At 28.8% G+C, this 26,823-nt stretch carries 23 protein-coding genes and 1 pseudogene; 9 read left to right on the top strand and 15 right to left on the bottom strand.

Features of this window, described 5'->3' with window-relative positions; all coding sequences use genetic code 11:
* The first annotated feature begins 3 nt into the window (after window positions 1-3).
* From PHEL85_RS00755 to PHEL85_RS00730, 5 genes are all read left to right on the top strand, one after another.
* Window positions 4-603: a hypothetical protein gene (locus PHEL85_RS00755; RefSeq protein ID WP_156109053.1), complete on the top strand. Its 600-nt coding sequence runs from the start codon at window positions 4-6 to the stop codon at window positions 601-603.
* 233 nt (window positions 604-836) lie between these two features.
* Complete coding sequence (lpdA, locus tag PHEL85_RS00750; protein WP_036819795.1) at window positions 837-2,225, top strand: dihydrolipoyl dehydrogenase; 1,389 nt, start codon at window positions 837-839, stop codon at window positions 2,223-2,225.
* A 130-nt stretch (window positions 2,226-2,355) separates the two neighbouring features.
* Window positions 2,356-2,730, top strand: coding sequence for a LysM peptidoglycan-binding domain-containing protein (locus PHEL85_RS00745; RefSeq protein ID WP_200882304.1), 375 nt, complete (start codon window positions 2,356-2,358; stop codon window positions 2,728-2,730).
* Window positions 2,731-2,860: 130 nt separating this feature from the next.
* Entirely contained in the window at window positions 2,861-3,607 is a 747-nt protein-coding gene (locus PHEL85_RS17190) for a hypothetical protein (RefSeq protein ID WP_052108402.1), read from the top strand.
* Between the two features lie 292 nt (window positions 3,608-3,899).
* Window positions 3,900-4,502, top strand: coding sequence for a hypothetical protein (locus PHEL85_RS00730; RefSeq protein ID WP_036822894.1), 603 nt, complete (start codon window positions 3,900-3,902; stop codon window positions 4,500-4,502).
* 15 nt (window positions 4,503-4,517) lie between these two features.
* On the opposite strand, the gene rlmF is transcribed toward PHEL85_RS00730, so the two are convergent.
* Window positions 4,518-5,465, bottom strand: coding sequence for a 23S rRNA (adenine(1618)-N(6))-methyltransferase RlmF (rlmF, locus tag PHEL85_RS00725; protein WP_081965050.1), 948 nt, complete (start codon window positions 5,463-5,465; stop codon window positions 4,518-4,520).
* 86 nt (window positions 5,466-5,551) lie between these two features.
* Entirely contained in the window at window positions 5,552-7,144 is a 1,593-nt protein-coding gene (gene bshC / locus PHEL85_RS00720; RefSeq protein ID WP_036819789.1) for a bacillithiol biosynthesis cysteine-adding enzyme BshC, read from the bottom strand.
* A gap of 206 nt (window positions 7,145-7,350) precedes the next feature.
* Between bshC and PHEL85_RS00715 the strand changes: the two genes are divergently transcribed.
* Window positions 7,351-9,828 (top strand): M14 family metallopeptidase, encoded by a 2,478-nt coding sequence (locus PHEL85_RS00715; protein WP_036822887.1) that lies wholly within the window; start codon window positions 7,351-7,353, stop codon window positions 9,826-9,828.
* Window positions 9,829-10,053: 225 nt separating this feature from the next.
* On the opposite strand, the gene rimO is transcribed toward PHEL85_RS00715, so the two are convergent.
* Both rimO and PHEL85_RS00705 read right to left on the bottom strand, forming a co-directional pair.
* Entirely contained in the window at window positions 10,054-11,403 is a 1,350-nt protein-coding gene (rimO, locus tag PHEL85_RS00710; RefSeq protein ID WP_036819787.1) for a 30S ribosomal protein S12 methylthiotransferase RimO, read from the bottom strand.
* 58 nt (window positions 11,404-11,461) lie between these two features.
* Window positions 11,462-13,102: pseudogene (locus PHEL85_RS00705) on the bottom strand (amidase family protein).
* Between the two features lie 80 nt (window positions 13,103-13,182).
* Here PHEL85_RS00705 and PHEL85_RS00700 point away from each other — a divergent pair.
* Together PHEL85_RS00700 and PHEL85_RS00695 are read left to right on the top strand one after the other, a co-directional pair.
* The gene (locus PHEL85_RS00700; protein ID WP_036819784.1) at window positions 13,183-14,253 is read left to right on the top strand and encodes a serine hydrolase domain-containing protein; all 1,071 of its coding nucleotides are present in this window, start codon (window positions 13,183-13,185) and stop codon (window positions 14,251-14,253) included.
* Between the two features lie 175 nt (window positions 14,254-14,428).
* Entirely contained in the window at window positions 14,429-15,739 is a 1,311-nt protein-coding gene (locus PHEL85_RS00695) for a M48 family metalloprotease (protein ID WP_036819781.1), read from the top strand.
* Here the strand turns inward: PHEL85_RS00695 and PHEL85_RS00690 are convergent.
* From PHEL85_RS00690 to PHEL85_RS00655, 9 genes are all read right to left on the bottom strand, one after another.
* Window positions 15,736-17,193 carry a hypothetical protein gene (locus tag PHEL85_RS00690; RefSeq protein WP_036819778.1) on the bottom strand — a complete coding sequence of 486 codons (1,458 nt, stop codon included), beginning with the start codon at window positions 17,191-17,193 and terminating at the stop codon, window positions 15,736-15,738. The genes PHEL85_RS00695 and PHEL85_RS00690 overlap by 4 nt on opposite strands.
* Window positions 17,194-17,270: 77 nt before the next feature.
* Window positions 17,271-18,224, bottom strand: a complete 954-nt coding sequence (gene ftsY, locus PHEL85_RS00685; RefSeq protein ID WP_036819775.1) for a signal recognition particle-docking protein FtsY — start codon at window positions 18,222-18,224, stop codon at window positions 17,271-17,273.
* Window positions 18,225-18,534: 310 nt separating this feature from the next.
* Window positions 18,535-18,687, bottom strand: coding sequence for a DUF4295 domain-containing protein (locus PHEL85_RS17545; protein WP_081965049.1), 153 nt, complete (start codon window positions 18,685-18,687; stop codon window positions 18,535-18,537).
* A gap of 54 nt (window positions 18,688-18,741) precedes the next feature.
* Complete coding sequence (gene rpmG / locus PHEL85_RS00680; RefSeq protein WP_026775116.1) at window positions 18,742-18,924, bottom strand: 50S ribosomal protein L33; 183 nt, start codon at window positions 18,922-18,924, stop codon at window positions 18,742-18,744.
* 27 nt (window positions 18,925-18,951) lie between these two features.
* Window positions 18,952-19,191, bottom strand: coding sequence for a 50S ribosomal protein L28 (rpmB, locus tag PHEL85_RS00675; protein ID WP_036819770.1), 240 nt, complete (start codon window positions 19,189-19,191; stop codon window positions 18,952-18,954).
* 88 nt (window positions 19,192-19,279) lie between these two features.
* Window positions 19,280-20,521, bottom strand: a complete 1,242-nt coding sequence (locus PHEL85_RS00670) for a competence/damage-inducible protein A (RefSeq protein ID WP_036819768.1) — start codon at window positions 20,519-20,521, stop codon at window positions 19,280-19,282.
* An 84-nt stretch (window positions 20,522-20,605) separates the two neighbouring features.
* Window positions 20,606-21,214 (bottom strand): fumarylacetoacetate hydrolase family protein, encoded by a 609-nt coding sequence (locus tag PHEL85_RS00665; protein ID WP_036819766.1) that lies wholly within the window; start codon window positions 21,212-21,214, stop codon window positions 20,606-20,608.
* A 95-nt stretch (window positions 21,215-21,309) separates the two neighbouring features.
* Window positions 21,310-22,179, bottom strand: a complete 870-nt coding sequence (gene purU, locus PHEL85_RS00660; RefSeq protein WP_036819763.1) for a formyltetrahydrofolate deformylase — start codon at window positions 22,177-22,179, stop codon at window positions 21,310-21,312.
* Window positions 22,180-22,274: 95 nt separating this feature from the next.
* Complete coding sequence (locus PHEL85_RS00655; protein ID WP_036819760.1) at window positions 22,275-23,114, bottom strand: 1,4-dihydroxy-2-naphthoyl-CoA synthase; 840 nt, start codon at window positions 23,112-23,114, stop codon at window positions 22,275-22,277.
* 69 nt (window positions 23,115-23,183) lie between these two features.
* Here PHEL85_RS00655 and PHEL85_RS00650 point away from each other — a divergent pair, with 69 nt between their 5' ends.
* On the top strand, window positions 23,184-24,341 hold the full coding sequence (locus PHEL85_RS00650) for an alpha/beta hydrolase-fold protein (protein ID WP_036819755.1): 1,158 nt from the start codon (window positions 23,184-23,186) through the stop codon (window positions 24,339-24,341).
* A 75-nt stretch (window positions 24,342-24,416) separates the two neighbouring features.
* Here the strand turns inward: PHEL85_RS00650 and PHEL85_RS00645 are convergent, their stop codons facing one another.
* Both PHEL85_RS00645 and menD read right to left on the bottom strand, forming a co-directional pair.
* A complete protein-coding gene (locus PHEL85_RS00645) occupies window positions 24,417-24,911 on the bottom strand; it encodes a hypothetical protein (protein ID WP_036819752.1) in 495 nt (164 codons plus the stop codon).
* Window positions 24,911-26,629 carry a 2-succinyl-5-enolpyruvyl-6-hydroxy-3-cyclohexene-1-carboxylic-acid synthase gene (gene menD, locus PHEL85_RS00640; protein WP_081965048.1) on the bottom strand — a complete coding sequence of 573 codons (1,719 nt, stop codon included), beginning with the start codon at window positions 26,627-26,629 and terminating at the stop codon, window positions 24,911-24,913. Before menD ends, PHEL85_RS00645 begins: the two co-directional genes overlap by 1 nt.
* Between the last annotated feature and the right edge of the window lie 194 nt (window positions 26,630-26,823).

Raw genomic sequence — 26,823 nt, 5'->3', positions numbered from 1 at the left:
TCTATGATAATCAAAAATAAATTCATTTTTTTATTTTTAACTATTTCATTTAGTATAAACTCACAAGGGGTGTTTAACAATTATGAAAAAGGAAAATTGTATTTAAGAAACAATACTGAATTAGTTGGTTTTATAAAAGTAACAATTGATGATGAAGTTAAATATAAAAGAACTTTAAACGATAAAAAGCAATTGTTTGATGATCAATCTGTAAAAAAAATTGTCTTTACTAATGATAATAGAACTTTTTATTATAAACACGATAATAATTACGTTTATCTAGTTCAAAAAAAAATAGAAGGAAAATTAGATTTATATTATAAACAGAGTTATACACCTGGACATATGGGACCAAATGGTATGATGATAGGTGGAGGTTCTTCTATAATATATTATATTGGAAAAGAAAATTCAGATACGGTGGATGAACTTTCTAGTAATGTTAATAGTAAAGATTTTTGGCTTCATTTTTCAAAATACATTGCAGATTGTAAGTATATGATTGATAAAGTAAAAGATAAAAAAAGTATTAAGAAAAATTTTAGAAAAAAAAGAACAAGGTTAGTTGATATGGTTAATGATTATAATTCTAACTGCAAGTAAAGTCTTACATTAAGATATAATTAAAATTGAAATAAATTAAAATAAAGTTAAAAGTTAGTAAATTAGCACGCGTTAAGGATTGAAGTGGCATCCTTTTTAGTTGTCAGTTCGAGTGAATTTGAGAAGTATGAACAAATTTGTATCGAGAACAAAACTAAAAAGATAGAACGGAAAGCCTGTTAAAACGCCCAAAAAGAGAACAAACAACATCAACAAAAAGATAAAACACAATTATGAAATACGACATCATCATTATCGGAAGTGGACCTGGAGGATATGTAACAGGAATTAGAGCTTCTCAATTAGGCTTTAAAGTTGCCATTGTAGAAAAAGAAAACTTAGGTGGAATTTGCTTAAACTGGGGATGTATCCCAACAAAAGCACTGTTAAAATCTGCTCAAGTTTACGATTATTTAAAACATGTTGATCAATATGGTTTAAAAGCAGAAGCAATTGATAAAAATTTTGATGCTGTTATTAAAAGAAGTCGTGGTGTTGCAGAAGGAATGAGCAAAGGTGTTGCTTTCTTAATGAAGAAAAACAAAATTGATATTATTAACGGTTTTGGTAAAATTAAAACTGGTAAAAAAGTTGATGTTACTGCAGAAAATGGAACTGTAACTGAATATAGTGCAGACAATATTATTATTGCAACGGGTGCACGTTCTAGAGAATTACCAAACTTACCACAAGATGGTAAAAAAGTAATTGGTTATAGACAAGCAATGAGTTTAACTAGCCAACCTAAATCTATGATTGTTGTAGGTTCTGGTGCAATTGGTGTTGAGTTTGCTCATTTTTATAACTCAATGGGAACTGATGTTACTATTGTAGAATTTATGCCAAATGTTGTACCTGTAGAAGATATTGATGTTTCTAAACAATTTGAAAAATCAATTAAAAAAGCGGGTATTAAAGTAATGACAAATTCTTCTGTAGAATCTGTTGACACTTCTGGTGAAGGAGTTGTTGCTACTGTGAAAACTAAAAAAGGTGAAGAAACTTTAACAGCAGACATCTTATTATCTGCAGTTGGAATTAAATCGAATATAGAAAATATTGGTTTAGAAGATGTTGGAATTATTGTTGACAGAGATAAAATCTTAGTAAACGATTTTTACCAAACGAATATTCCTGGTTATTATGCAATTGGAGATGTGGTTCCTGGACAAGCTTTAGCACATGTTGCTTCTGCAGAAGGAATTACTTGTGTTGAGAAATTAGCTGGTTTACATACAGAAGCAATTGATTACGGAAACGTTCCTGGTTGTACATATGCAACTCCAGAAATTGCTTCTGTTGGATTAACTGAAGCAAAAGCGAAAGAAGCAGGTTACGAATTAAAAGTTGGTAAATTCCCGTTTTCTGCCTCTGGTAAAGCAACAGCAGCAGGAACTACTGAAGGTTTTGTAAAAGTGATTTTTGATGCAAAATATGGAGAATGGTTAGGTTGCCATATGATTGGCGCTGGTGTTACAGATATGATTGCTGAGGCAGTTTTAGGACGTAAATTAGAAACTACTGGTCATGAAGTGTTAAAAACAATTCATCCTCACCCAACAATGAGTGAAGCTGTAATGGAAGCAGTTGCAGATGCTTATGATGAAGTAATTCACTTATAAAATATTTGTTTAAATGTTGTTCCGAGTGAAAACGAGGAATTTCAACTATAAAAACAATCATTTAATCGAAAACCGAAGCAAATTTGCTTCGGTTTTTTTTACTTTTATAGTATACAAACATAAAATAAAAATGAAAGCAAAGTATCAAGAAGTATTAGAATTAGGTCAAGAATTGGCAATTCAAAATGGAGATGTAAAAGAAGAAAATGGGATTTTACATGTTACTGGAACTGCAAAAAACCAATATGAAAAAAATCTTCTTTGGGATAAAATAAAAGAAATAGGTGGAGATAATCCAGCTGATATCATGGCAAATATTGAAGTAGCAGATACTTCTGTTTTTGCAAATCATACAGTTGCTAAAGGAGAAACTTTAGGAAAAATTGCAAAACAATATTATGGTAATGCAATGAAATATACTGCTATTTTTGATGCAAACACAAACATCTTAAAAAACCCAGATGTAATTCAAATAGGACAAGAATTAGTGATTCCTAATTTATAAATCAGAAAAAAGAAAAAGAGTTTATAACCGAAGCAATTTGCTTCGGTTTTTTTGTTCACTATTTATAGGTATTGGTCTTTAAAAAATAAATTTTTATCTTTGATTACCAACAAACTAAACTACTACAACCATGAAAATTGAACGTCAAACAGAAAATGATTTAATAATTTCATATAAATTATTAAGAAAATTAATAGGAACAATTGGAGTCTTTTTGCCAATAATTCTTGTAGCTGGAATGATTTATTTTGACAATAAAAACATTGTTCAAGATTCTATAAGTGATTATTATGGTACCCCTATGAGAGATGTTTTTGTAGGTTTTCTTTTTGCTCTAGGTTTTTTCTTATTTAGCTATAAAGGTTTTAAAGATAAAGAAAAAGGATTTTTCTATAACGACCAAACTTATGCAGTTGCTGGGGGTATTTTTGCTTTAGGAGTTGCTTTATTTCCTACAACAAGTGAAAACGGAATTATTAGAGGTATACATCTTACCTCTGCTCTATTGCTTTTTACGGTATTTACCATTTTTTGTATGGTTATTTTTAGAAGAGGAGTTGCATTTTCTGCTCAAACTTCTATGAAAAAAGTTAGAAATAAATTCTACTTTTGGTGTGGTATCTTCATTATACTATTTGTTGTAGCAGCAGGTTTAAGTTTTGTTTTTATGAATGAAGAAACAAGAAGATCTACAGATATTATTTTCTATTGTGAGACTTTTGCATTGTGGGTTTTTGGTTTTTCTTGGTTGATAAAAGGAGAAGCTGCACTTACTGATAAACAAAAAAATAAAACTCTCATTAAGAAAAACATTAAATATTCAATTTTAAAACTGAAGGATGTTCTTTCGGTTTTTTTTATATTTGAAATCTTATAAATATAAGATATGAATCCAAAAGAGAACAATCTAAAAAAGAACGAAAATTTTATAAACCACTGGGAAACAAAAAGAGGTAATAGAGTTAAATATGCTATTCTACAAAGTCTTTATTTTGCAATTCCTTTTAGTATTGTTTTTCAAGCAATAGAAAGTATTCAAGGTTTTTTAACTCTAAATTTCGGTTTCAAATTTCTTACTATTTTTAGTGTTTATTTTTTGCTTACCTATTATGTTTCTTTTACTATTTATGAGAAGAAATATCAAAAATTCAAAAAACAATCCTAGAAATTTGATTACCAATAAAAAAAAGTTTTTTACAGAAACAATTAAAGCCCTTGTTAAGCTAATTATTGCAGGAATCCTTATTGGAGTTTTAAAAGAATATGATACTATAATTGCAGGCATTTTAATTCTTAAAATTGTACATAATATTTACAAAGAAATCATTCAGCCAAAAACAAATAAAAATTGGTTGCTTATAGTTGGTATGCTATTAACAGGTTTTGGAGGAATTGTTGGCGAAACTTGGGGAGTTACAAATGGCTATTGGGAATACCATGAAGTTACTAGAGAATTACCACTTTGGTTGCCTTTTGCATGGATGCTAGCTTTCCATTATTTATATAAATTGGAACGTAATTTAATTCCTTTATTAAAAGAGCAAACTCAAAAAAACAAAATAATTTTAGCAATATTATTGGCATTAATTCTACCTGCTTTTGGAGAAGTAATTACAATTTATTTAGGAGTTTGGACGTATTATTGGCCTTATCAACTATTAGGAGTTCCTTTATATGCTTTTATCTGTTTAGTTTTTGTGCATATGTTAGTCTATACTATTTTACATTACGTTTGTAAAAAGTATAAAATTGAAGATGTTGTTTTTAATTGATTGTTATATAGAGAATCACAGAGAAATTTCACGTAAAGGCATTATCATAAAGAGAATCACACAAGAGTATTTCTTCCCTTTGGGAAGATTAAGATGGGCTTTTTTTTCTAAAAACCTCCAACAAGCAATTCTTGTTACCTTATTTCCTTGATGCATCGGAATTATTTTAAATTCTGTAGCACCTAATTTCTTAGAAGATTTTTCTAAACTATCAATATTATCTTTTTTAGAAACCAAACTTGTAAACCATTTACTCTTTTCTTTAAATAAAGAACTTTCATATAAATAGTTATGTAGAAAAGCCTTTTCTCCTCCTACATACCACAACTCATTGTTATTTCCTGAGAAATTACGAACAGCATTGTTTCCTAAGTTTCTTGTTTTTCTTCTATTTGCACCTTGTGCTTCTTCTGCAGATTTATAAAAAGGAGGATTACACATAGTCGCAGAAAAAGAATCATCATCTTTTAAAATTTCTTTTAAAATCTGTTGTTCATTAAACTGTTGACGCAATTCTATATGAGCATCTAAATTATTATCGTCGATAATATCTTGAGCAACATCTAAAGAATCTAAATCAATATCTGTAGCAACAAAATTCCAATTATATGCTGCAACACCCAAAAGTGGATAAATACAAGTTGCACCAGTACCAATATCTAAAATCTTAATATCTTCTTCACCAGAAAGTAAATCTGCTAAATGATGAATATAATCTAAACGACCAGGAATTGGTGGACATAAATTTTCATCAGGAAAATTCCAATTAGAAATTTTATCAAAAGAAAATAATAAGCCTTTGTTTAATTCTTTTACTGCAACAGGGTTTGAAAAGTCAATTGAAAGTGTATCAAATTTATTTTTAGCAACAAACTCTTTTAATGCTGGATTATTGGTCATAAGTTCGTCGAAATTATAACCTTTATTAAATTTGTTTTTGGGGTGTAAACCTTTGTCTTTCATTCTTTTTTTATCAAATTGATCGCAGTTGAGAATTAATAAACACCTCTCGACTGCGCTCGAGGAGATATCATTAATAAATTAAAATACTATAATTCTAACACTGTAAATTCTAATTGTAAAGGTTTTAAAGCTCCTTTTAACGCTTTTATAAATGAAGAACCATACTCTAAATAATATTCAGAAAAATTACGTTGACGTTCTTCTAAACTTTGATTTGGTAAAATTTCATTTTGTAGTTGAGTAATTCTATCAACTAAATCTTTTTGTCTTTTTTTCTCTGCTTTTAACAAACGTTTTTGCAAATTTTCTAAACCTTTTATTTGTTTTCTTTCTTGTGCATTTACTGCATTTACAAAAGAAACATCCGTTTGTTTTGCAACTTCTTTCAATTCTAAAAACTGTTTTTGTAAAAACTGAATCTTAACATCAAAATTAACTTGAATATCAGAGTTTTCAGTTACTTTTTTAGACAATAAATCATATTGATTTAAAAATAGTTCTTCAAGAGAAATATTCAATTTATGAAGTTTATGTACTTGTTTTTCTGATACAACTTGTACAGAATTACGTAATAATAATATTGGAAATGGGATTTCTACCACTTTAAAATAATCTTTTAGCTCTAACCAATATGCCATTTCTCCTCCTCCACCTAAATAACATAGATTTGGTAAAATTACTTCTTGATACAAAGGTCTCATAATTACATTTGGCGAAAAAGCTTTCGGGTTTTCATCAACCTCTTTTAAAATTTCAGCTTTTGTAAAAGTAATTTCTGTATTGTTTACTTTATAAGTTCCGTCTTCAAAAATAATACGTTCTCTAAAATCATCGCCCAAATAAAATAAATTTATCTCTCTTGGGTTTACTTGAATTTTATAATTTTTTTCTAATTCTGTAATCGTTTTTAAAACTTCATTAAAAGAAGTTTGATTTTCTAATTCGTCTTTTACAACCGGGGTGAATAACTGTTTTAAATTAGCATCATCACCATCAACAATTACCAAACCAAACTCACTAAACAATTCATTTGCAATGTAACGCGTTGCATCCGCTAAATTGTTATGCTTTAAATATCCTTCAGAAAATAATTTCTTAATGAATTCTGCATTTTTAGAGTTTCCTAAATGATTAGAAAAAACTTCAAAAACATCTTCTAATCCTTTTGTAGAAAATCGTCCAACTGCTCCACCATCTTCTCTATTCCATAAAACTTTTTTACCATCGAAATTAAAATAATTAATTTCTTCAAAATCATGATCTTCTGTTGCCATCCAATAAATTGGAACAAAATTTTGCTCAGGAAATTTTCCTGATAATTCTTCACATAAATTAATGGTTGAAAGAATTTTATATAAGAAATACAAAGGTCCTGTAAACAAATTTAATTGATGTCCAGTAGTAATTGTAAACGTATTATGCTGCTTTAAGATCTCAATATTTTCTGAAGTTTTTTCAGAAATAGTAAAGTCTTTATATTGATTTTTCAAAGCATCTACCAAAACCAATCGAGATTGTAAACGAAAAGATTTTTGCTTCTCCTCTATCTGATTATGAAAACCAGTTATATCAGGAAAATTATTATAAAAAGGTTGTATCTCTTCATTTTTCTCTAAATAATCAATCATTGTTTTAGAGAAAAAACCGGTTTTATGAAATGGAATGTGTGTTACTTTCATATTAAATAATAATAACACTGCTTTTGCAACAATCAGAATCTGATATAGAATTCATTTAGTTTGATTAATTTTTGATAAAAATACGAATAATTTTTCCTTAGTCGTAAAGCTAAAATCAATCTAACAAACTTTTAACATCAAATAGAACCATTCTATTGAAAAACAAAAAAATATATGCTTACTTTTGGTATCCAAACACATTTTTTATGAAAATTAGAATCCTTCTTATCACTGCTTTCTTAACATTTGGAAGTATGTTTTCTCAAACTTTACAATCTCCTTCTGAGTTTCTAGGGTATGAAATTGGTGCTCGTTTTACAAGACATCATAAAGTTGTAGAATATTTTAAATATGTAAGCTCAACTTTATCTAATGTACAACTGGAAAAGTATGGAGAAACGAATGAACATAGACCTTTGTATTTAAGTTATATTTCTTCACAAGAAAATATAAATAATTTAGAAAACATTAGACAAAGCAACCTTTCTCAAGCCGGAATTAACTCTGGAGATTCAAATAATAATAAAGCAATTGTTTGGTTAAGTTATAATGTTCATGGTAATGAAGCTTCAAGTACAGAAGCAGCAATGTTAACTTTGTTTGAATTGGTTACCAAGAAAAAAACTTGGTTAGAAAATACCATTGTAATTATAGATCCTTGTATAAACCCTGATGGAAGAGACCGATATGTAAATTGGTATAATCAAGTAAAAAGCACACCTTACAATATTAATCAAGAAGCAAAAGAACATGCAGAACCATGGCCTTCTGGAAGACCCAATCATTATTTATTCGATTTAAATAGAGATTGGGCTTGGGCAACTCAAGTAGAATCTGCTCAAAGAATTAAAATGTATAACAAATGGATGCCTCATATTCACGTAGATTTCCATGAACAATATATTAATAATCCCTATTATTTTGCACCAGCAGCAGAACCTTTTCATGAAATAATTACCGATTGGCAGCGTGATTTTCAAACTCAAATTGGTAAAAATCATGCTAAATATTTTGATAAAGAAGGTTGGTTGTATTTTACAAAAGAAAGTTTCGATTTATTATACCCAAGTTATGGAGATACATATCCAACTTATATGGGCGCAATTGGTATGACGTATGAACAAGCTGGTCATGGAATGGCAGGATTGGGCATTAAAACGGATGAAGGAGAAGTTTTAACGTTAAAAGATAGAGCTATTCATCATATGACAACAGGTTTATCTACTATAGAAATTTCTTCTAAAAATGCTAATCTATTAAATACTGAGTTCAAAAAATTCTTTGATAATTCAGAATTAAAATATAAAAGTTATGTGTTAAAAAATGAAAACAATGATAAGACAAATCGTTTAAAAGTACTATTAGATACTCATGAAATTAAATACGAAAACACAAAAAGTGGCACTGTAAAAGGGTATGTCTATAACACTCAAAAAGATGGAAAAATGAGTGTTTCTGCTAATGATTTGGTAATTCATACAAATCAACCAAAAGGTAAAATGGTAAAAGCACTTTTTGAGCCAAAAACAAAATTAGTAGATTCTTTAACATATGATATTACTGCATGGTCTTTACCTTATGCTCATGGTTTTAAAGCAATTGCTTCTAAATCTAAAGTGATTTCTTACAAAAACAATCATTTAAATACTACCAATAATTCTATTGACAAATCTGCTTATGCTTATATTTCTAAATGGAATAGTTTAAAAGATGCTACTTTTTTAGGAGCATTACTAAAAGCAAATATTACTCCTCGTTTTTCTGAGAAACCTTTTTCTATTGGAGGAAAATCTTATGAAAGAGGAACTTTAATTATTTTAAGAAATGACAATAAAAATGAGTCTTTTGATACCAAATTAATAGAAATTGCTAATAAACATTACAGAGAACTTGCTACTGTTTCAACAGGATTTGTAAGTTCTGGAGTAGATTTTGGTTCTTATTCTGTAAAACCAATTAACCAACAAAAAATAGCAGTTTTATCTGGTAAAGCTACTTCTTCTTTAAGTTTTGGTGAAATCTGGCATTTCTTTGAAACACAATTACAATACCCAATTACAAACATAAATTCTGATGATTTTTCTTCTGTAGATTTCTCAAATTATGATGTTATTATTTTACCAAACGGTTATTACAGTAAAGTTTTAACTAAAGAAACATTAGATAAACTTAAAAAATGGACGCGTTCTGGAGGAACCATAATTGCTATTGGAAGTGCTTTAAATAGTTTTGCAGGTAAAGATGGATTTTCTCTAAAAAAGAAAAAAGCAATGAAGGATACTATTAAAGCAAACTTAGTTCCTTATGCTGATAGAGAGCGTAAAAGCGTAGAAAACTTAATTACAGGAAGTGTTTTTAAAAGTACTGTAGATACTACACACCCTTTAGCTTTTGGTTATGAAAAAACCTATTTTTCTTTAAAATTAAGCGGAACTACTTACGAGTATTTAAAAGACGGGAACAATGTTGCTTATTTTGATAAAGCTACTAAAAACATTTCTGGTTATGCGGGTAGTAAGGCTGTTAAAAATGTTCCTGAGTCTTTATTATTTGGTGAAGAGAAAGTAGGAAGAGGAAGTATTATTTATATGGTAGACAATCCATTATTTAGATCTTTTTGGGAAAACGGAAAACTCTTTGTTGCCAATGCTGTTTTCTTTTTAAATTCTGATAAGTTGAAATAAATAAAACTTATATAATACAAAAATCCAATCAAAAAAGATATTTTAAGTAGTTCTCGACTGCGCTCGAACTGACATTTTATAAAAAACTAGTAAGATAATAAATTAGAAAAATGTCTCCTCGAGCGCAGTCGAGAGGTTTATTCAAAAATTTTTACTTTCGATGAAATTGACTTTTCTATGATAATTTATAAAAAAACCGCTCGTTGAGCGGTTTTTTTTATGCTTTTATCTTTTCTGATTTAAAGGTATTGGTTTTTCTTGTTTCACAACTGGCGTTCCGTATAAGTCGTAATCTCCAGCTTCATGAATCTCAATATCAATAAACTCACCTATTTTAATATAATGTTCTTTAGCATCAACTATCACATCATTATCTACATCTGGTGAATCAGATTCTGTTCTTCCGTAGAAAAACTCACCGTCTTTTCTATCAAACAAACATTTAAATGTTTTTCCTACTTTCTGTTGATTCAATTCCCATGAAATCTGAGATTGAACTTCCATAATTTCATTTACTCTTTGAAACTTCACTTCTGCAGGTACATCATCTTCTAACACATAAGCACCAGTATTTTCTTCATGAGAATACTCAAAAGCACCTAAACGCTCAAAACGCATTTCTTCTACCCAATCTTTTAATTCTTGAAACATTTCTTCTGTTTCTCCTGGATAACCAACAATTAGTGTTGTTCTAATTGCCATTTCTGGAACAGCTTCTCTAAATTTATGAATTAACGCAGTAGTTTTCTCATGCGTTGTACCACGTTTCATAGATTTTAACAACTCTGTATTTATGTGTTGTAAAGGAATGTCTAAATAATTACATACTTTTGGCTCGCGTTTCATCACTTCTAAAACATCCACCGGAAAACCTGTAGGAAAAGCATAATGCATTCTTATCCATTCAATTCCTTCTACTTTAGCCAATGCTTCTAGCAAATCTGCTAATGCACGTTTTTTATAAATATCTAACCCATAATAGGTTAAATCTTGTGCAATTAGCATTACTTCTTTAATTCCTTTTTCTGCTAATTTTGTTGCTTCTGTAATAATATCTTCAATAGGAGTTGAAACGTGTTTTCCTCTCATTAAAGGAATTGCACAAAAAGAGCAAGGTCTATCACAACCTTCTGCAATTTTTAAATATGCATAATGTTTGGGTGTCGTTGTTAAACGTTCACCTATTAATTCGTGCTTATAATCTGCTTCTAAAGCTTGTAAAAGATTTGGTAAATCATGTGTACCAAAATACTGATCTACATTTGTAATTTCATTTTCTAAATCTGGCTTATAACGCTCGCTTAAACATCCAGAAACAAAAACTTTATCAATTTCACCTGCCTCTTTTCTTTTCGCATAATGTAAAATAGTATCAATAGATTCTTCTTTTGCTTTTCCTATAAATCCACAAGTATTTATTACTACAATATTTCCATCATCATTTTCATCTTCATGAACCACTTCTTTACCATTAGCTTTTAATTGCCCCATTAACACTTCACTATCGTAAATGTTTTTAGAACAACCTAAAGTAACAACGTTAATCTTATTTTTTTTGATGGTTTTTGTACGCATGATATTTTGTTTAAAGCGGATGCAAAAATAGTTTTTTTAAAATGAATAAAAATTATTTCTATTGATAGTTTTTAGGCATTTTTCTTGCTTTAGTTAATTGTTCAAAGGCATAACCAATTTCTAATAGTTTTCTTTCAGAAAAAGGAACTCCAATAAATGTTAAACTAATAGGTTCTCCAAATTTTTTATATCCCATAGGAACTGTTAATGTTGGATGTTTTGACACAGCTGCAATACCAGAATGATAATTATTAATAGACAAAATTGCGTCTAGTTCTTCATTCTTTAAAGCTTGTAAATATTTTTCTCCTTCTGATTTTAAATTAGCTTTTACAATTTCTAGTTGTTCTAATGTTGTTGAATCTTTTACAATTCCTTCAAACAATTGTTGTCCATAAGGTGCTCTTAAAAGTGAATCTTTTTTATTAAAACCAACAACATCTTTTACACTTTTTATAGAGATAGATGTATCTGCATTTTCTGATAAATACTTAGGCAAATCATGTTTCATGTCAATATTTAGTAAGGTTAAAAAACCGTCAAAAGAAATTTCTGGCGGTGTAATTTCTACTATTTCTGCTCCGTCTGTTTTTATTTTCTCAATTGTAAAAGCATAAATAGAGTCTGTTAACAAAGATTTTAAAACTCCAATTTTTTTTCCTTTGAATGAATTCTTAAACTCAACTTCAATCTTAGAAATATCCAAAATAGATTTTGAATCTTCTTTGTCATATCCTAAAATAGAGTTTAAAAGAATTAAATTATCAATCACATTTTTTGTCATTGGTCCTGGAGTATCTAAAGTACTTGAAATAGGTACAATACCTGTTCTGCTTAAAACACCAATTGTTGGTTTTAAACCCACAACAGAATTCTGACTTGAAGGTGATGTTATAGAACCCTATGTTTCTGTACCAACAGCAGCTACAGCATAATTAGTAGCAACTGCAACTCCACTTCCTGCAGAACTTCCTCCTGTTTCAAATATTTTCCTTCCATAAGGGTTTAAGGTTTGTCCACCAATTGCAGAATATCCTAAAGGACAACCAGAACAGAAAAAATATGCCCATTCACTTAAATTAACTTTTCCTAAAATTAAGGCGCCATTTTCTTTTAGTTTTTTTACTATAAAAGCATCCTCAGTATTCTTATTTTCTGCTAAAGCAATTGCTCCTGCAGTAGTAGGCATTTCTTTAGTGTTAATATTATCTTTTAACAAAATTGGCATTCCGTAAACAGAATAATCAGACGAAAACTCTTTTAAATTTTCATCTTTTTCTCTTGCTTCTTTAACAACGTTCGGATTCAATGTGATAATAGCATTTAAAGATCTAGTGCTATCACTTTCAAATTTCCTAATTCTATATAAATAAAAGAGTGTTAGTTTCTCATACGAAAGCTTTCCCTTTTTAATATTTTTTTGAAGTGAAGGAATATCTGACTCTAAAATTATTGGCTTTAAAGATTGATAATCTTCATCAGAAAAAGAAGCTAAATCATCTTGAAAAGGCTTAAAAATTGTATTCATATCTAAATACTTAGACTGAATTAATTTAAACTTCATTCTATCCTTTTCATGATCTTGCTGCATTTCTAATGCTGAAGTTTCATCATATTTTTTAAAAAAAACGGTTGCTTTTTCCTCACTACAAGCCAACAAAAAGAAAAGTGAACCTCCTAATAAAAGTAATTTTTTCATTATATTCAATTTAGTATCCAAATATAACGTTTTAAACCTTTTGCAAAAAGAGAAGTCTTATCCTACATAATATCTTATAAATGAATGCAACCAAAACCTATTCGTTTTTACTTTTATTTTTGTTCACCTTTTCTTTTTGCTCAAAAAAAGAGGTTGAAGAAGAACAAACAGCAGAAACCTACTTTCCTTCTTTAACAACAGATACTTGGGAAACTATACTTCCTGAAGACTTAAACTGGAATCTTAACAAGATTGAAGAATTAAAAACCTATTTATCCGAAAAAAACACCAAAAGTTTTATGGTGCTTTACAACGGAAAAATTGTACTAGAAGAATACTTTAACAATCACACATCAACTAATAATTGGTATTGGGCAAGTGCAGGCAAAACATTAACTGCTACCATTTTTGGAATCGCACAAGATGAAAACCTATTAAATATAAATGATAAAGTGTCTGATTTTTTAGGAATAGGTTGGACAAGCACTACTTTGGAACAAGAAAACCAAATTACTTGTAAAAATTTATTGTCTATGACTTCTGGTTTAGATGATACTTTAGGTGATGCTGTTTTTGCTGATAATTTAAAATACGTTGCAAATGCAGGAACACGTTGGGCATATCATAACGTGTATGTAAAAATGCAAGATGTTGTTGCAAATGCAAGCAATATAACTTGGCAGAACTATTTTAACACCAAATTAAGTGATAAAATTGGCATGAATGGAACTTGGACAGATTTAGGGAGTTTAAGTGTTTATTGGAGTAATACAAGAAGTATGGCACGTTTTGGATTGCTAATTTTTGCAAACGGAAAATGGGAAAACACACAAATTGTTTCTGAATCTTTTTTAATGGAAGCTACAAATACTTCTCAAAACATTAATAATTCTTATGGGTATTTATGGTGGTTAAACGGAAAACCGAATTATCATTTACCACAAACTCAAGTTCAATTTAATGGAGAATTAATACCAAATGCACCTGCAGATATGTATGCTGCTTTGGGTAAAAATGACCAAAAAATATATGTTGTACCAAGTAAAAAACTGGTAATTATTAGAATGGGGGAATCTGCTGAAGACTCTAATTTTGCGTTGTCTAATTTTGATAACGATTTGTGGGAAAAAATAAATGCAGTAATTGAATAAAGTAAGTTTTTACATTAAAAATGAATCTACAAGTTTTTTTTTTTTAAACACTTGTAAATTGTTTTCCTGGTTCATTAATATTTTCCAAATTGAACTAAGAAAACATCATAAATAGAAAACACTATAACCTTTTTTAAAAATAAAGTATCTTCGTTCTTTAAAAATAATCTTTAGAATGATTAAAAAAATTACAGCAATATTTGTCTTACTATTTTCTATAAATTTTAGCGCTCAAACCTTAAGGCTAATTGATACAAGTGATTTCGAAATTAGAAAAAAGCTCACTAAAAATTTAAAAAAAACACATAGCCTTTTTTATAAAAGTTTAAAAAAAGAATACAAAGGAAAATTAAGAATAGAAATTACTAATTTATATAAAAGCAAGCATAAAGAGTTTTTGAAAAATGTGAATAAAGAGAAAATTATTTTCGACACACTTTTTACAAAATATACCGATAGCTTGTCTAAAGTAATTATTAATTCGAACCCGAAACTAAAAGACAAAAACCTTTCTATTTATATTTCTAAAAACCCTAGTATAAATGCTTTAAATATTGGAGATGGTATTATTTTTCTGAATATAGGATTGTTTAAGTATTTTGAAAACGAAGATCAATTAGTTTCTGTTTTATCACATGAAATAGCACATGAAAACCTAAATCATGTTAGCGATAACATGATTAGAATAGCCAAATTAAGAACTTCTAAATTAAGAAAAGATCAAGCAAGAAGAATTAAAAAAGAGAAATACAACACCTACGATAAGTCCTTTTCAATTTTAAAAAACTTACTATATTCTGATAGTAAAACCCACAGAAAAAAAGAAATGCAAGCAGATTCTGTTGGTTATCTTTTATATAAAAACACAACACTTTATAAACCAAACTATATAAGTGCTTTACAGTTATTAGCAGATTATGAAAAATTGCCAACTATAAATTTAGATTCTACGGTTTATAGACGATTTTTTGATATTCCAAAACAACCTTTTAAAGATTCTTGGCTAAAAATGGAAAAATTTTCTGATTATGATTATTCTAAATACACCGAAAAAATTAATAAAGATTCTGTAAAATCTCATCCAGAATTTACAGAAAGAATCTTAAAGTTAAAGAAAGACTTTCCAGAATTATCTATAAATGATTCACTTTCTAAAAGTTCAAAAGGAAAGACATTTTCTAGATTACAGAAAATAGCTAAAGAAGGAGATATTGTTAACTTCTATGATTTAGAAGAATATGGTTATAGTATAAGGCTTATATTACACAAACTATCTAAAGACTCTACAAATAGTTATTTAAAGAAATGGTTGGGCAAAAACTTTTTAAGTCTTTATAAGGCTAAGAAAAAATATCAATTAAACAGATATATAGAAAGAATTAATCCTAAAAAACAAACTAAAGAATATCAGCAATTCTTGAGTTTTATATGGAATTTAAATTTAGAAGAAATTAAAAATATTGGCGATTATTATACTGAAAATTAGTAGTTTAATTTCTCTAATCTAATTTCATCATGGTCACTATCCTTATTTAATTCTCTTAATAAAATATAACCTTCTTTTGCAATGTAAGGAGTAATAAAATGTTCTTCAGAAGACATCGGAATTTGTTCATGATTCATTTTACCATCAATTACAGTAACGATTCCTAAAACCCAGTTCTTCTTTTTGGTTGCTTCGTCTTTTTTATAATCTCTATAAAAGAAAACAACGCCATTACCCTCTTTTATTCTTTGAGAATACAAATAATCAGAACTTGAATAATAAGATTTGTCTTTTTCTATCTTTTCTACATTATTAAGCGTAAACTCTTTGTTGAAATTTAACATTAAAAAATCTGTTGTTTTAGGAGCCAAAGCAACGACAACATAATACTGAGTATCTTTAAATTTTTCAGTTAAAAAAGCGGTACTTCCATCTTCAAAAATAAAGAATTGTTTAGCTAATAAACGATAACCATCTTCCTTTAACTTTCCATTCTTTTTAATACTTAACAGGCTGCCAGCTTCTTCCCATTTAAAATATTTTTTAAATGTTTCATTTCCTTTATTATCTAATTCAATTTTAAAGAAACCTGTTGCTTTTTTAAAATCAAAACCTGATGACCTATATTTACTAGTCATACCAACAATTACAGTTCTGTTTTTAAGTTTTCTAACCTTATAAAAATGATTGTAATCAGATTTTTTATTTTCTATTTCATACTTAAAATCAGCTTCTCCTGTTTTTGGATTAATTAAATGTAAAACTTGAGATTTAGTTCTAAAATTCTTTGCCCATAATACAATTGTTTCCTCGTTAAGAAACTCAATTCTTGTATTTACAATTTCTTCTTTTGGATTATAATTGTATTGCCATTTTTTAGAATTATCTATATTATAAGCTTCTAAAGTGGCTATTTTTTTAGTTTGAAAAGAATTTTTAAGTAATTTAGATTGTTTAAAAAGTAAATATCCATCATCAATAGCAAGTGGATATTGTATAAAAATATTTTTTTTGATTCTTTTATCAAGTTTTTTAGCAACTCTTTCTCCTTCTATAACCGAATCATTTTCAAAGTAAAAAGGTTTAGACATTTTGTTGGTAGACAAATCTAAAGTTCTATTAGCTACAAACTTATAATCAGAATTATTACCAAAAAACTGTTGTTGTGATTTGTAATATATTTTGCTTAGAATAATCTTATTCCCTATTTTTTCAGGTGTGATAAATTGGAATGCATACTTTTTATAATTTGCATCTATAAACTCTCCATTAGCTACTTTGTTTAGGTTTTTATCTAAAAAAATATATTCAAATTTTTGTTCAGCTTCACTAACGTTATCTAGTTTTACCACCATAAAATAGCCATAAATATTTTTATCTATTTCATAAATTGGGTTAAACAATTGAATATCTCCAGATGCTAATTCAGCCAAACTAGATATTTGAGAATTCATTAAAAAACTAATGAAGAAAACAAAAAGTGTAATTATTTTTCTCATAACTATTTAAAAAAGAGATTATATTTAGAGTGTTATTTAAAAAAAGAATCTACAAACTCATGTTTGTTAAAGACTTGTAAATCGTCTATTCCTTCTCCTACTCCAATATATTTTACGGGTATTTTAAACTGATCTGAAATACCAATGACAACACCACCTTTAGCTGTACCATCTAATTTAGTAACTGCCAAAGAGGTAACTTCTGTTGCTTTTGTAAATTGTTTTGCTTGTTCAAAAGCATTTTGCCCTGTAGAACCATCTAAAACCAATAAAACATCATGAGGTGAGTTATCTACCACTTTTTGCATTACACGTTTAATTTTTGTCAACTCATTCATTAAATTAACTTTATTATGTAATCTACCTGCTGTATCTATAATTACAACATCTGCATCTTGTGTAACTGCAGATTTTAACGTATCAAAAGCTACAGAAGCAGGATCTGAGCCCATTTCTTGCCTTACAATTGGCACATCTGTTCTATCTGCCCAAACTTGTAATTGATCTATTGCTGCAGCTCTAAATGTATCTGCTGCACCTAAAACAACTTTTAATCCTTGTTTTTTAAATTGAGAAGCTAACTTACCAATCGTTGTTGTTTTACCAACTCCATTTACACCAACAACCATTATTACATAAGGTTTTTTGTCTTTAGGAATTGTAAATTCGGTTTCATTACCAACATTAGTTTCAGATAATAAACCTGCAATTTCTTCTCTAAGAATTCTATTTAACTCATCTGTACCAACATATTTATCTTTGGCAACTCTAGCTTCTATTCTATCAATAATTTTTAGTGTTGTATCTACACCAACATCAGAAGCTACTAAAATTTCTTCTAAATTATCTAAAACATCATCATCTACTTTAGATTTACCTGCAACTGCTTTGGTTAATTTACCAAAGAAACTTTCTTTAGATTTTTCTAAACCTTTGTCTAAGGTTTCTTTTTTTTCTTTTGAAAATATTTTTTTAAAAAAACTCATTTTTATTTTTTAAGCTATACAACAGTACATTAAAAAACGTGCCGTTTATTTGTGTTGGTCAAATTGTCATTAAAGTTGCCTGCGTTAGCGATAGAAGCGACATCCTTTTTATATTTAACTAGATTCAGTATTTCTACTAAACAGGTAAATTACTTATAAATATTTAAAGCTGCTGAAATAAAATTAGCATAAAAAGATATAGCGTAAAGCGCGACCTTTTAGGTAACGCCCAAAAATACGGAATTATAGAACGCAAAAAAAACTACTTTCTAAATTAGAAAGTAGTTTTTTATATTTTATTCAGTAAAACTTACTTTTTAGCTAAAAAGTCGTTTACTTTAGAAGGATCCATAATAGATTCTACAAACATGTAAGCTCCTGTTTTTGGAGATTTTACCATTTTTATAGCTTTACTTAATCTTTTCGAAGATGTTTGTAAAGATGCTACTGTTTTCTTTGCCATTGTCTATGTTTTTTAATCTATATGCTCTATTCTGAGTTCTAGATAGTTTAATAATTATTTAATTTCTTTATGAACAGTCATTTTCTTCAAGATAGGATTGAATTTTTTAATTTCCATTCTATCTGGAGTGTTCTTTTTGTTCTTTGTTGTAATGTATCTAGATGTACCTCTTTCTCCTGAAGCTTTATGCTCTGTACATTCTAAAATTACCTGAACTCTGTTTCCTTTTTTTGCCATCTGTATAAAATTTTAAATCGCTTGAGCTTATTTAGTTAAAAATCCGTTAGCTCTCGCTTCTTTTATAACTGCAGAAATACCATTTCTGTTAATATTTTTTAAAGCTGATGCAGATACTTTTAAAGTAATCCATTTATCTTCTTCTGGGATATAAAAACGCTTGGTCATTAGATTAGCGTCAAACTTTCTCTTAGTTCTATTTAAAGCGTGAGAAACATTGTTCCCAACCATTGCTTTTTTTCCTGTTAATTCACAAACTCTAGACATCTTTTCGACAGTATTTATAGTGTTATCTCTAAACGAGGTGCAAATCTACAATTAATTCTAATTATGAACAAAACAAATTCACAAATTTTTATAGAATTTCTTTTTGCAGAATCTCTAGTGCTTTACTCACTGTTCTATTGATTACCTTTTCTCTTGGTTGTCCAAAATTAAATTCTTGTACAATCTCTTTATTATCAGCTATAAATGCAATGTAAACAACACCTAAACTTTTATCTGTATCATCTGTTGTTGGGCCAGCGTTTCCTGTTACTGCAATTGCATAATTTGTTTGTAGTTTCTCCTTAACTCCTCTAGCCATTTCTATAGCTACTTCTTTACTTACAACTGTATATTTATGAATAGTTTCTGGTAATACACCTAACAAATTTATTTTTGTCTCAGCAGAATAGGTTACAAAACTACCTTTATAATATGCAGAAGAACCTGCCACAGAAACTAATGTTGCTGCAATTTTACCTCCCGTTAAACTTTCTGCCGTAGAAATTGTTTTATTATTTTTCTTTAGCAACGCTCCTACTCTTTTTTCTAACGAACTATCATCATCTAAACCAGTAATAATTTCTGGAATTAACTGATAAACTTCTGCTACTTTTTCATTTAGTTCTTTTTCTAAAACTTCTTTGTTTTCGCCTTTGGCGGATAAACGCAAACGAACTTTACCAAATGATGGCAAATAAGCTAACTTTATATGCGATGGTAAATTGTTTTCGAAATCTTCAATTCTTTCTGCAATCATACTTTCTCCAACTCCATAAGTCATAATTGTTGTATGGATAATAAAGGGCAAATGAAATTGCTTCTGAATTCTTGGTAAAACTTGATTAGTTATTAAACCTTTCATTTCATAAGGCACTCCTGGAAGTGACACAAAGACAGTCTCATTTTCATAAAACCACATTCCTGGTGCTGTACCAAAATTATTTTGTAAATACGTTGCTTTTGATGGCAATTGCGCTTGAGTTCTTTGCACTTCTTTAAACGGATGATTTATTTTTTTAAATAAACCTTTTATATGTGCTATTACTTCTGGATATTCAATGAACTTATCATCATTAAAATATTCTGCAATCGTTTTTTTGGTGATATCATCTTTTGTAGGACCTAATCCTCCTGTTATGATAACAATATCTACTCTTTCTTGGGCTTCTTTTAAAGCATTTAAAATATGTTGCTTTTCATCTTGAATAGAAGTTATTTGATATACAGAAACGCCTATTTTATTTAATTGTTGGCCTATAAATTGTGAATTGGTATCTACAATTTGCCCGATGAGAATTTCATCTCCAATAGTAATTATTTCTGCTTGCATTATTTTTTCTTTTAAAGTTTAAAGTTTTTAAAGTTGAGTCTTAAAACTTTTTACTTTCTAACTTTATAAACTTTACAACTAAACTTATTTAACTCTAATATTAAAAGCTTCTTTACCTGCAACAATTCCTTTTAACCTATCATTTTCAACAACTCTACCAACTCCTGCTGGTGTTCCTGTAAAAATAATATCACCTTTTTTTAAGGTAAAATACTGAGAAACATAAGCAATCAATTCATCGGTTTTCCACAACATAGCATTTGTGTTTCCATCTTGAACGATTTCATCATTTTTATATAATTGAAATTGTAAGTTTTCTAAATCAAATTCTTCTTTAGCATAAAACTCACCAACAACTGCACTTCCATCAAACGCTTTTGCTTTTTCCCAAGGTAAACCTTTTTCTTTACATTTTGCCTGAACATCTCTTGCTGTAAAATCGATTCCTAAACCAATTTCGTCATAATATTTATGAGCAAATTTTGCGTCTATATGTTTACCAACTTTATTCATTTTTACCAAAACTTCTACTTCATAATGAACATCCTCAGAAAATGGTGGTATAAAAAATGGATTTTTTCTTGGTAAAATAGCTGAATCTGGCTTTAGAAAAACAACAGGATTTTCTGGTCTTTCATTTGCTAACTCTTCAATATGCTTTGCGTAATTGCGCCCAATACAAATTATTTTCATCTTTATTGATTGAAAATTAAATGGTTTAAAATTATAATTAAAGAATGTCATAACTCTAAACTGCCAACTGCAACTGAATTACTGCATACTTTTTTTTATTCTCCTGCTTCTGGAAAAACAATTGCTCTGTTACCAGAAACAATAATTTGATTATTTAAATGGCATTTTACTGCTCTAGCTAAAACTAACTTTTCTATATCTGCACCAATTCTTTTTAAAGTAGTTGGAGTACTTTCATGAGTTACAGGTTTAACATCTTGCTCAATAATTGGTCCTTCATCTAAATCTTCTGTGGCATAATGTGCTGTTGCTCCTATTAATTTCACTCCTCTTTCATAAGCTTTCTTATAAGGATTTGCGCCTTGAAAAGCAGGCAAAAAAGAATGATGAATATTGATAATTCTTTCTGGAAAATGATTGATAAAATCTGAAGATAAAATTTGCATATATCTTGCCATAATTACCAAATCAACCTCATTTACATCTAACAATTGTTTTACCTGAGATTCTTGTTCTTTTTTTGTTTCTTTTGTAACTGGTAAATGATAAAAAGGAACCTCAAACATTTCTGCAATATGTCTTAATTTATTATGATTACTAATAATCATTTTTACATTACAATTTAAACGTCCTTCTTTAAAACGTTCTAACAAATCGTATAAATTATGACTTGTATGAGAAACCATAATGGCTACATTTTGTTTTTTATCACCATAATTAACAGACCAATCAAATTGTAAAGGTGCTGCTAATTCTAAAAAACTTTTTTCTAATTCTTCTTTAGAAATATTTGTGCCATCTGCATTTAAACGAACTCGCATAAAATATTTATCTTCAATAGAATTTACGTATTGCTGACAACTTAAAATATTGAATCCTTTATCATAAAAAAAACTGGTGATTTTTGCTACCAACCCTTTTTGATCTGGACATTTTATTAAAAAAGTTACTACTTGTGATTTCATATTTTTTATTCAAAAATTGAAAGATTAAATAATTTAAATATTCGGTTTCGACTGCGATCAACCTGACAACTGCTTACTGTAAACTGCATACTGATTTATGGTATCCATTTTTTAGGAAAATTAGGTTTTCTCTTTTCAAGAAAAGCATCTCTTCCTTCTTTTGCTTCATCTGTCATATAAGCTAATCTTGTTGCTTCACCTGCAAAAACTTGTTGTCCAACCATTCCATCATCTGTTAAATTCATTGCAAATTTCAACATTTTAATAGAAGTAGGACTTTTAGCTAAAATTTCTTGCGCCCATTCATAAGCAGTATCTTCTAACTCATCATGAGCAATAACAGCATTTACCATTCCCATTTCATACGCTTCTTGAGCAGAATAATTTCTTCCTAAAAAGAAAATTTCTCTTGCTTTTTTCTGACCCACCATTTTTGCCAAATATGCAGAACCATAACCACCATCAAAAGAAGTTACATCTGCATCTGTTTGTTTAAAAATAGCATGTTCTTTAGAAGCCAAAGTTAAATCGCAAACAACGTGTAAACTATGTCCACCACCAACTGCCCAACCAGGAACCACGCAAATAACTGCTTTTGGCATAAATCTAATTAAACGCTGAACTTCTAATATATTTAATCTGTGATAACCATCTTCACCAACATAACCTTGATGTCCTCTGGCTTTTTGATCTCCACCAGAACAGAAAGAGTAAACTCCGTCTTTTGTACTTGGTCCTTCTGCAGAAAGCAAAACTACACCAATGTTTACATCTTCGCCTGCATCATAAAAAGCATCATACAATTCTGATGTTGTTTTGGGTCTAAAAGCATTTCTAACATTGGGTCTGTTAAAAGCAATTCTTGCCACTCCATTACATTTTTTATAGGTAATGTCTTCGTATTCTTTAACGGTTTTCCACTCGGGTTGTATCATAATTTTGTATTTTGGACGTTCTTGTAGAAGAACAAAATAATTGTTTACAAAAATAAAAGATTCAAATTTATGATAAAGAAATCGTTCTCACTAATATGTATACTTTTTTTCTTTAGTGGATTTTCTCAAAAACTAATTGAAAAAAACTTAGTTTCTGACATTTTAGAGTCTACTAGAAATCTAAAAATTTATTTACCTGAAGGATATGAAGAAGACAACAAAAAAAACTATCCTTTAGCAGTTGTTTTTGATGCAGAATATTTATTTGATGCATATGTTGGTAATTCTGTTTTATTTGCTGCAAAAGACAAAGCTCCTAAACAAATTGTTGTGGGTATTTCTATGAAAAAGACTAGAAAAAAAGACACCTATTTTAATCCTAATAATGGTAATCTAACTGCAAGCAATACTGCTTTTTATCAATTTGTAAGAGATGAAGTTATCTTTTATATGGAAAGTAATTATAGAACTTCACCTTTTATATCCTTAATAGGAGAAGGAACATCTGCAAATTTAATTAGTCATTATTTAAAAGAAAATGTACCTTTTATCAATTCGTATATCTGCATTAATCCTACGTTTTCAGATTTTGTAGGACAACAATTTCAATCTTATAATTTAACGAAATTTTTAAAAGAAGACAATACATTTTATTTATACACCAATAATTCCACTTCATTTTCACCAAAAAAACAGACTAAAATAGGCGAATTACAAACAGGTTTATCATCACTTAAATTAAAGAATTTTAATATTATAAATGATACAATTGTTACTTCAAATAGTGTTTCTGCAATAAGTGAAGCGATTCCTAGAGCTATCAATAAAATTTTCGAAATCTACTCTGCAATATCAAAAGAAGAATATGAAAAAAATATAAAAGACTTATCTCCTATTGATGCAATTGCATATTTAGAAAATAAATATTTAGAAATCGAATTTCTTTTTGGAAGTAATTTAGGAATAAGAGAACGTGATATTTATGCAGTTGAAAGCATAATTATCGAAAAAGAAAATGGAGATCAATTACGTGAATTTGGCAAAATGATTCTAAAACTATTTCCTTCTTCTCCTTTAGGTGATTATTATATTGGTAGGTATTACGAAAGTGGAAAACAAATTAAAAAAGCCTTAAAACAGTATAAAATTGGCTACGGAAAAATGGATCCTTCTGACCCAAATTCTGATGCTTTTTATGAAAATATTTTAAGGCTTGGTGGAATGTAAAAGAGTTAACAGTTTTCAGTAACAGTAAACAGTTTGACAGGAAACGGTTACTGAAAACTGCTTACTAAAGACTTATTATTTCACCAAGACAATTCTATCAGGTTCAATAGTTATTAGTTTTTGTTTATATAAATTACCAACTGCTTTTTTAAATGCTTTTTTACTCATTTTCATATGAAAACGAATTGAATCGGGCGAACTTTTATCCGTAATTAAAATAAAGCCTTCTCTACTATCTTTTAACTTTTGTAAAACTTTTTCTACATCAGAACCAATAACATTTCTAAAACCTTGTGGACGAAGAGAAACATCAATTTTTCCATCTTCACGAATCTGTTTTATATAACCAGTAACTTCCATATTTTCTTCTAACTCCTGAAAAACTTCACTTCTAAAAAGCAAACCATCAAATTCTTCATTTATTAAAACAATATAACCCAAACCTGTTTCAGTTTCAATTACTAAGTTTACTTTATCTCCTTCTTTCAAGTACATTTCTGGTTCTTGAGAGTTTTCTTCTCCTTCTTGTAAATTATCTTCTCCTTCTCTAAAGTCTTCTTGTAAATCCATTACTGTATCAGTTTAAAATATTCTTTTAAAATTAAATCATTTTCTTCACTTGGCGTGAAAATTTCTAATATTTTTGGTTTTTGTGATGTTTCATAAAAACCTTTTAGTTGTGCTGTTACTGTTTCTGTAGAATATGCTTTTAAATAATCGAACTCATACATTTTACACAAATGTTCTGCTGTTAAACAATGTGGAGTCTCAAAATACTTAGTTGCATTTGTAGATTTTGGTCCTGGAATAATTTTAAAAATTCCACCACCAGAATTATTAATTAAAATAATTCTAAAATTCTTAGGAATATTCTTATTCCATAACGCATTACTATCATAGAAAAAACTCAAATCTCCAGTGATAAAAATTGTTTGTTTTTTGCTCGCAAAAGCAGCGCCAATTGCAGTACTTGTACTTCCATCAATTCCACTTGTTCCTCTATTACAAAACACACGTAATGTATCTTTTATTGTAAACAATTGAGCATACCTAATAATTGAGCTGTTACTAATTTGCAACTGACTATGATTAGGAACACTTTCTAAAATTTGTTCAAAAACTTTAAAATCTGAATGTACTGATTTTGATAAATATTGTTGATGTTTCACTCGTTTTTCATCACGAAACTGCAACCATTTTTGTTGATATTCACTTTCTTTTTCTGAAATGCATTTGCTAAAATTAAAAAAGAAATCTACAGGATTTGTTTGTATAAATTCTGATAAACAAAAGAAAGTATCAACAGCTTTTTTAGCATCAATATTCCAATGATGTTTTGGTTGATATTTTCTTAAAAATTGTTTTATTTTTTTAGAAACTATCATTCCTCCAAAAGTGATTAAAACTTCTGGTTTTAAAGCCTCAAACTGATTTTCATCCAAAGAAAAGATCAATTGATCTATAGAATTGATTGCTTTTTTATGATGTAAATTTGAGGTTGTTTCTGTGAATATTAAAACAGAATTATCATCAGCATAATCATCCATTAATTTTTGCAAATCTTTATCAGGATAATTTACACCAACTAAAATCATTTTTTTTGTTGATGCATTCCAAATTTTTGCAAGTTTATTGTAATCAAGAGACTTCTCGACTGCGCTCGAAGTGACATTTGGAAAACTAAAACGCTGTAATTCTTTCACTGTTTCATACAAAGGTTCATCAAAAGGCACATTTATATGTACAGGTCCTTTTTGTGATACAGAAATTTGTAAAGCTTCCGAAATAAGTTCTAAATTTTGAGTTTTAAATTTTGAGTCCTCAATTAAATTTGCAGAAAACAAAATATGATTTTCAAACACATTTTCTTGACGAATCGTTTGTCCATCACCAATATCAATTAAATGCTTGGGTCTGTCTGCAGAAATTACAACTAATGGAATATTACTATAAAAAGCCTCTGCAATTGCAGGATAATAATTCAGTAAAGCAGAACCAGACGTACAAACAATTGCCACTGGTTTTTGAGTTTGTTGTGCAATTCCTAATGCAAAAAAAGCAGCACATCGCTCATCAACAACACTTAAAGCTTCAATTTCTGGATGATTAGAAAAACCCACAGTTAATGGAGCATTTCGTGAACCTGGAGATATAACAACTGTATCAATTTTAAATTGATGACAAGCTGAAATTACAATTTGTGCGAGTTCTTTTTTTGGAAAAGCCCCTTTTAATTTCCCCGATGGGGAAAAACTTGTACCGGAAAAATGTACCTTATCTTTTTTCATTCAAAAAAACTAATCTTTTTTTTAAAAACTCCAAACTTAATAAATTTGGAGTTCTTATAATTTTTAGTTTTACTATTAGCTTTCAAACAAGTTTAGCCCCGATTGAGCGGTTTGTTTGAGCTCTTTTTTGCCCTTTTTAGGTAAAAAAAGCAAGTAGCGAAAGCGGGTAATTGCTTCAAATTGTTATTATTTTT

The sequence above is a fragment of the Polaribacter sp. Hel1_85 genome (genome assembly GCF_000766795.1).
Classification (GTDB): domain Bacteria; phylum Bacteroidota; class Bacteroidia; order Flavobacteriales; family Flavobacteriaceae; genus Polaribacter.
Note: the sequence above shows the minus strand (reverse complement) of the source record. Positions and strands in the feature narration are given on the sequence as shown.

What these genes read in the sequence shown, in the direction of transcription:
- PHEL85_RS00755 (WP_156109053.1), top strand. Translation starts at nt 4, where the DNA reads ATGATAATCAAAAATAAATTCATTTTTTTATTTTTAACTATTTCATTT.
- lpdA (WP_036819795.1), top strand. Translation starts at nt 837, where the DNA reads ATGAAATACGACATCATCATTATCGGAAGTGGACCTGGAGGATATGTA.
- PHEL85_RS00745 (WP_200882304.1), top strand. Translation starts at nt 2,356, where the DNA reads ATGAAAGCAAAGTATCAAGAAGTATTAGAATTAGGTCAAGAATTGGCA.
- PHEL85_RS17190 (WP_052108402.1), top strand. Translation starts at nt 2,861, where the DNA reads ATGAAAATTGAACGTCAAACAGAAAATGATTTAATAATTTCATATAAA.
- rlmF (WP_081965050.1), bottom strand. Translation starts at nt 5,465, where the DNA reads ATGAAAGACAAAGGTTTACACCCCAAAAACAAATTTAATAAAGGTTAT.
- bshC (WP_036819789.1), bottom strand. Translation starts at nt 7,144, where the DNA reads ATGAAAGTAACACACATTCCATTTCATAAAACCGGTTTTTTCTCTAAA.
- PHEL85_RS00715 (WP_036822887.1), top strand. Translation starts at nt 7,351, where the DNA reads ATGAAAATTAGAATCCTTCTTATCACTGCTTTCTTAACATTTGGAAGT.
- rimO (WP_036819787.1), bottom strand. Translation starts at nt 11,403, where the DNA reads ATGCGTACAAAAACCATCAAAAAAAATAAGATTAACGTTGTTACTTTA.
- PHEL85_RS00700 (WP_036819784.1), top strand. Translation starts at nt 13,183, where the DNA reads ATGAATGCAACCAAAACCTATTCGTTTTTACTTTTATTTTTGTTCACC.
- PHEL85_RS00695 (WP_036819781.1), top strand. Translation starts at nt 14,429, where the DNA reads ATGATTAAAAAAATTACAGCAATATTTGTCTTACTATTTTCTATAAAT.
- PHEL85_RS00690 (WP_036819778.1), bottom strand. Translation starts at nt 17,193, where the DNA reads ATGAATTCTCAAATATCTAGTTTGGCTGAATTAGCATCTGGAGATATT.
- ftsY (WP_036819775.1), bottom strand. Translation starts at nt 18,224, where the DNA reads ATGAGTTTTTTTAAAAAAATATTTTCAAAAGAAAAAAAAGAAACCTTA.
- PHEL85_RS17545 (WP_081965049.1), bottom strand. Translation starts at nt 18,687, where the DNA reads ATGGCAAAGAAAACAGTAGCATCTTTACAAACATCTTCGAAAAGATTA.
- rpmG (WP_026775116.1), bottom strand. Translation starts at nt 18,924, where the DNA reads ATGGCAAAAAAAGGAAACAGAGTTCAGGTAATTTTAGAATGTACAGAG.
- rpmB (WP_036819770.1), bottom strand. Translation starts at nt 19,191, where the DNA reads ATGTCTAGAGTTTGTGAATTAACAGGAAAAAAAGCAATGGTTGGGAAC.
- PHEL85_RS00670 (WP_036819768.1), bottom strand. Translation starts at nt 20,521, where the DNA reads ATGCAAGCAGAAATAATTACTATTGGAGATGAAATTCTCATCGGGCAA.
- PHEL85_RS00665 (WP_036819766.1), bottom strand. Translation starts at nt 21,214, where the DNA reads ATGAAAATAATTTGTATTGGGCGCAATTACGCAAAGCATATTGAAGAG.
- purU (WP_036819763.1), bottom strand. Translation starts at nt 22,179, where the DNA reads ATGAAATCACAAGTAGTAACTTTTTTAATAAAATGTCCAGATCAAAAA.
- PHEL85_RS00655 (WP_036819760.1), bottom strand. Translation starts at nt 23,114, where the DNA reads ATGATACAACCCGAGTGGAAAACCGTTAAAGAATACGAAGACATTACC.
- PHEL85_RS00650 (WP_036819755.1), top strand. Translation starts at nt 23,184, where the DNA reads ATGATAAAGAAATCGTTCTCACTAATATGTATACTTTTTTTCTTTAGT.
- PHEL85_RS00645 (WP_036819752.1), bottom strand. Translation starts at nt 24,911, where the DNA reads ATGGATTTACAAGAAGACTTTAGAGAAGGAGAAGATAATTTACAAGAA.
- menD (WP_081965048.1), bottom strand. Translation starts at nt 26,629, where the DNA reads ATGAAAAAAGATAAGGTACATTTTTCCGGTACAAGTTTTTCCCCATCG.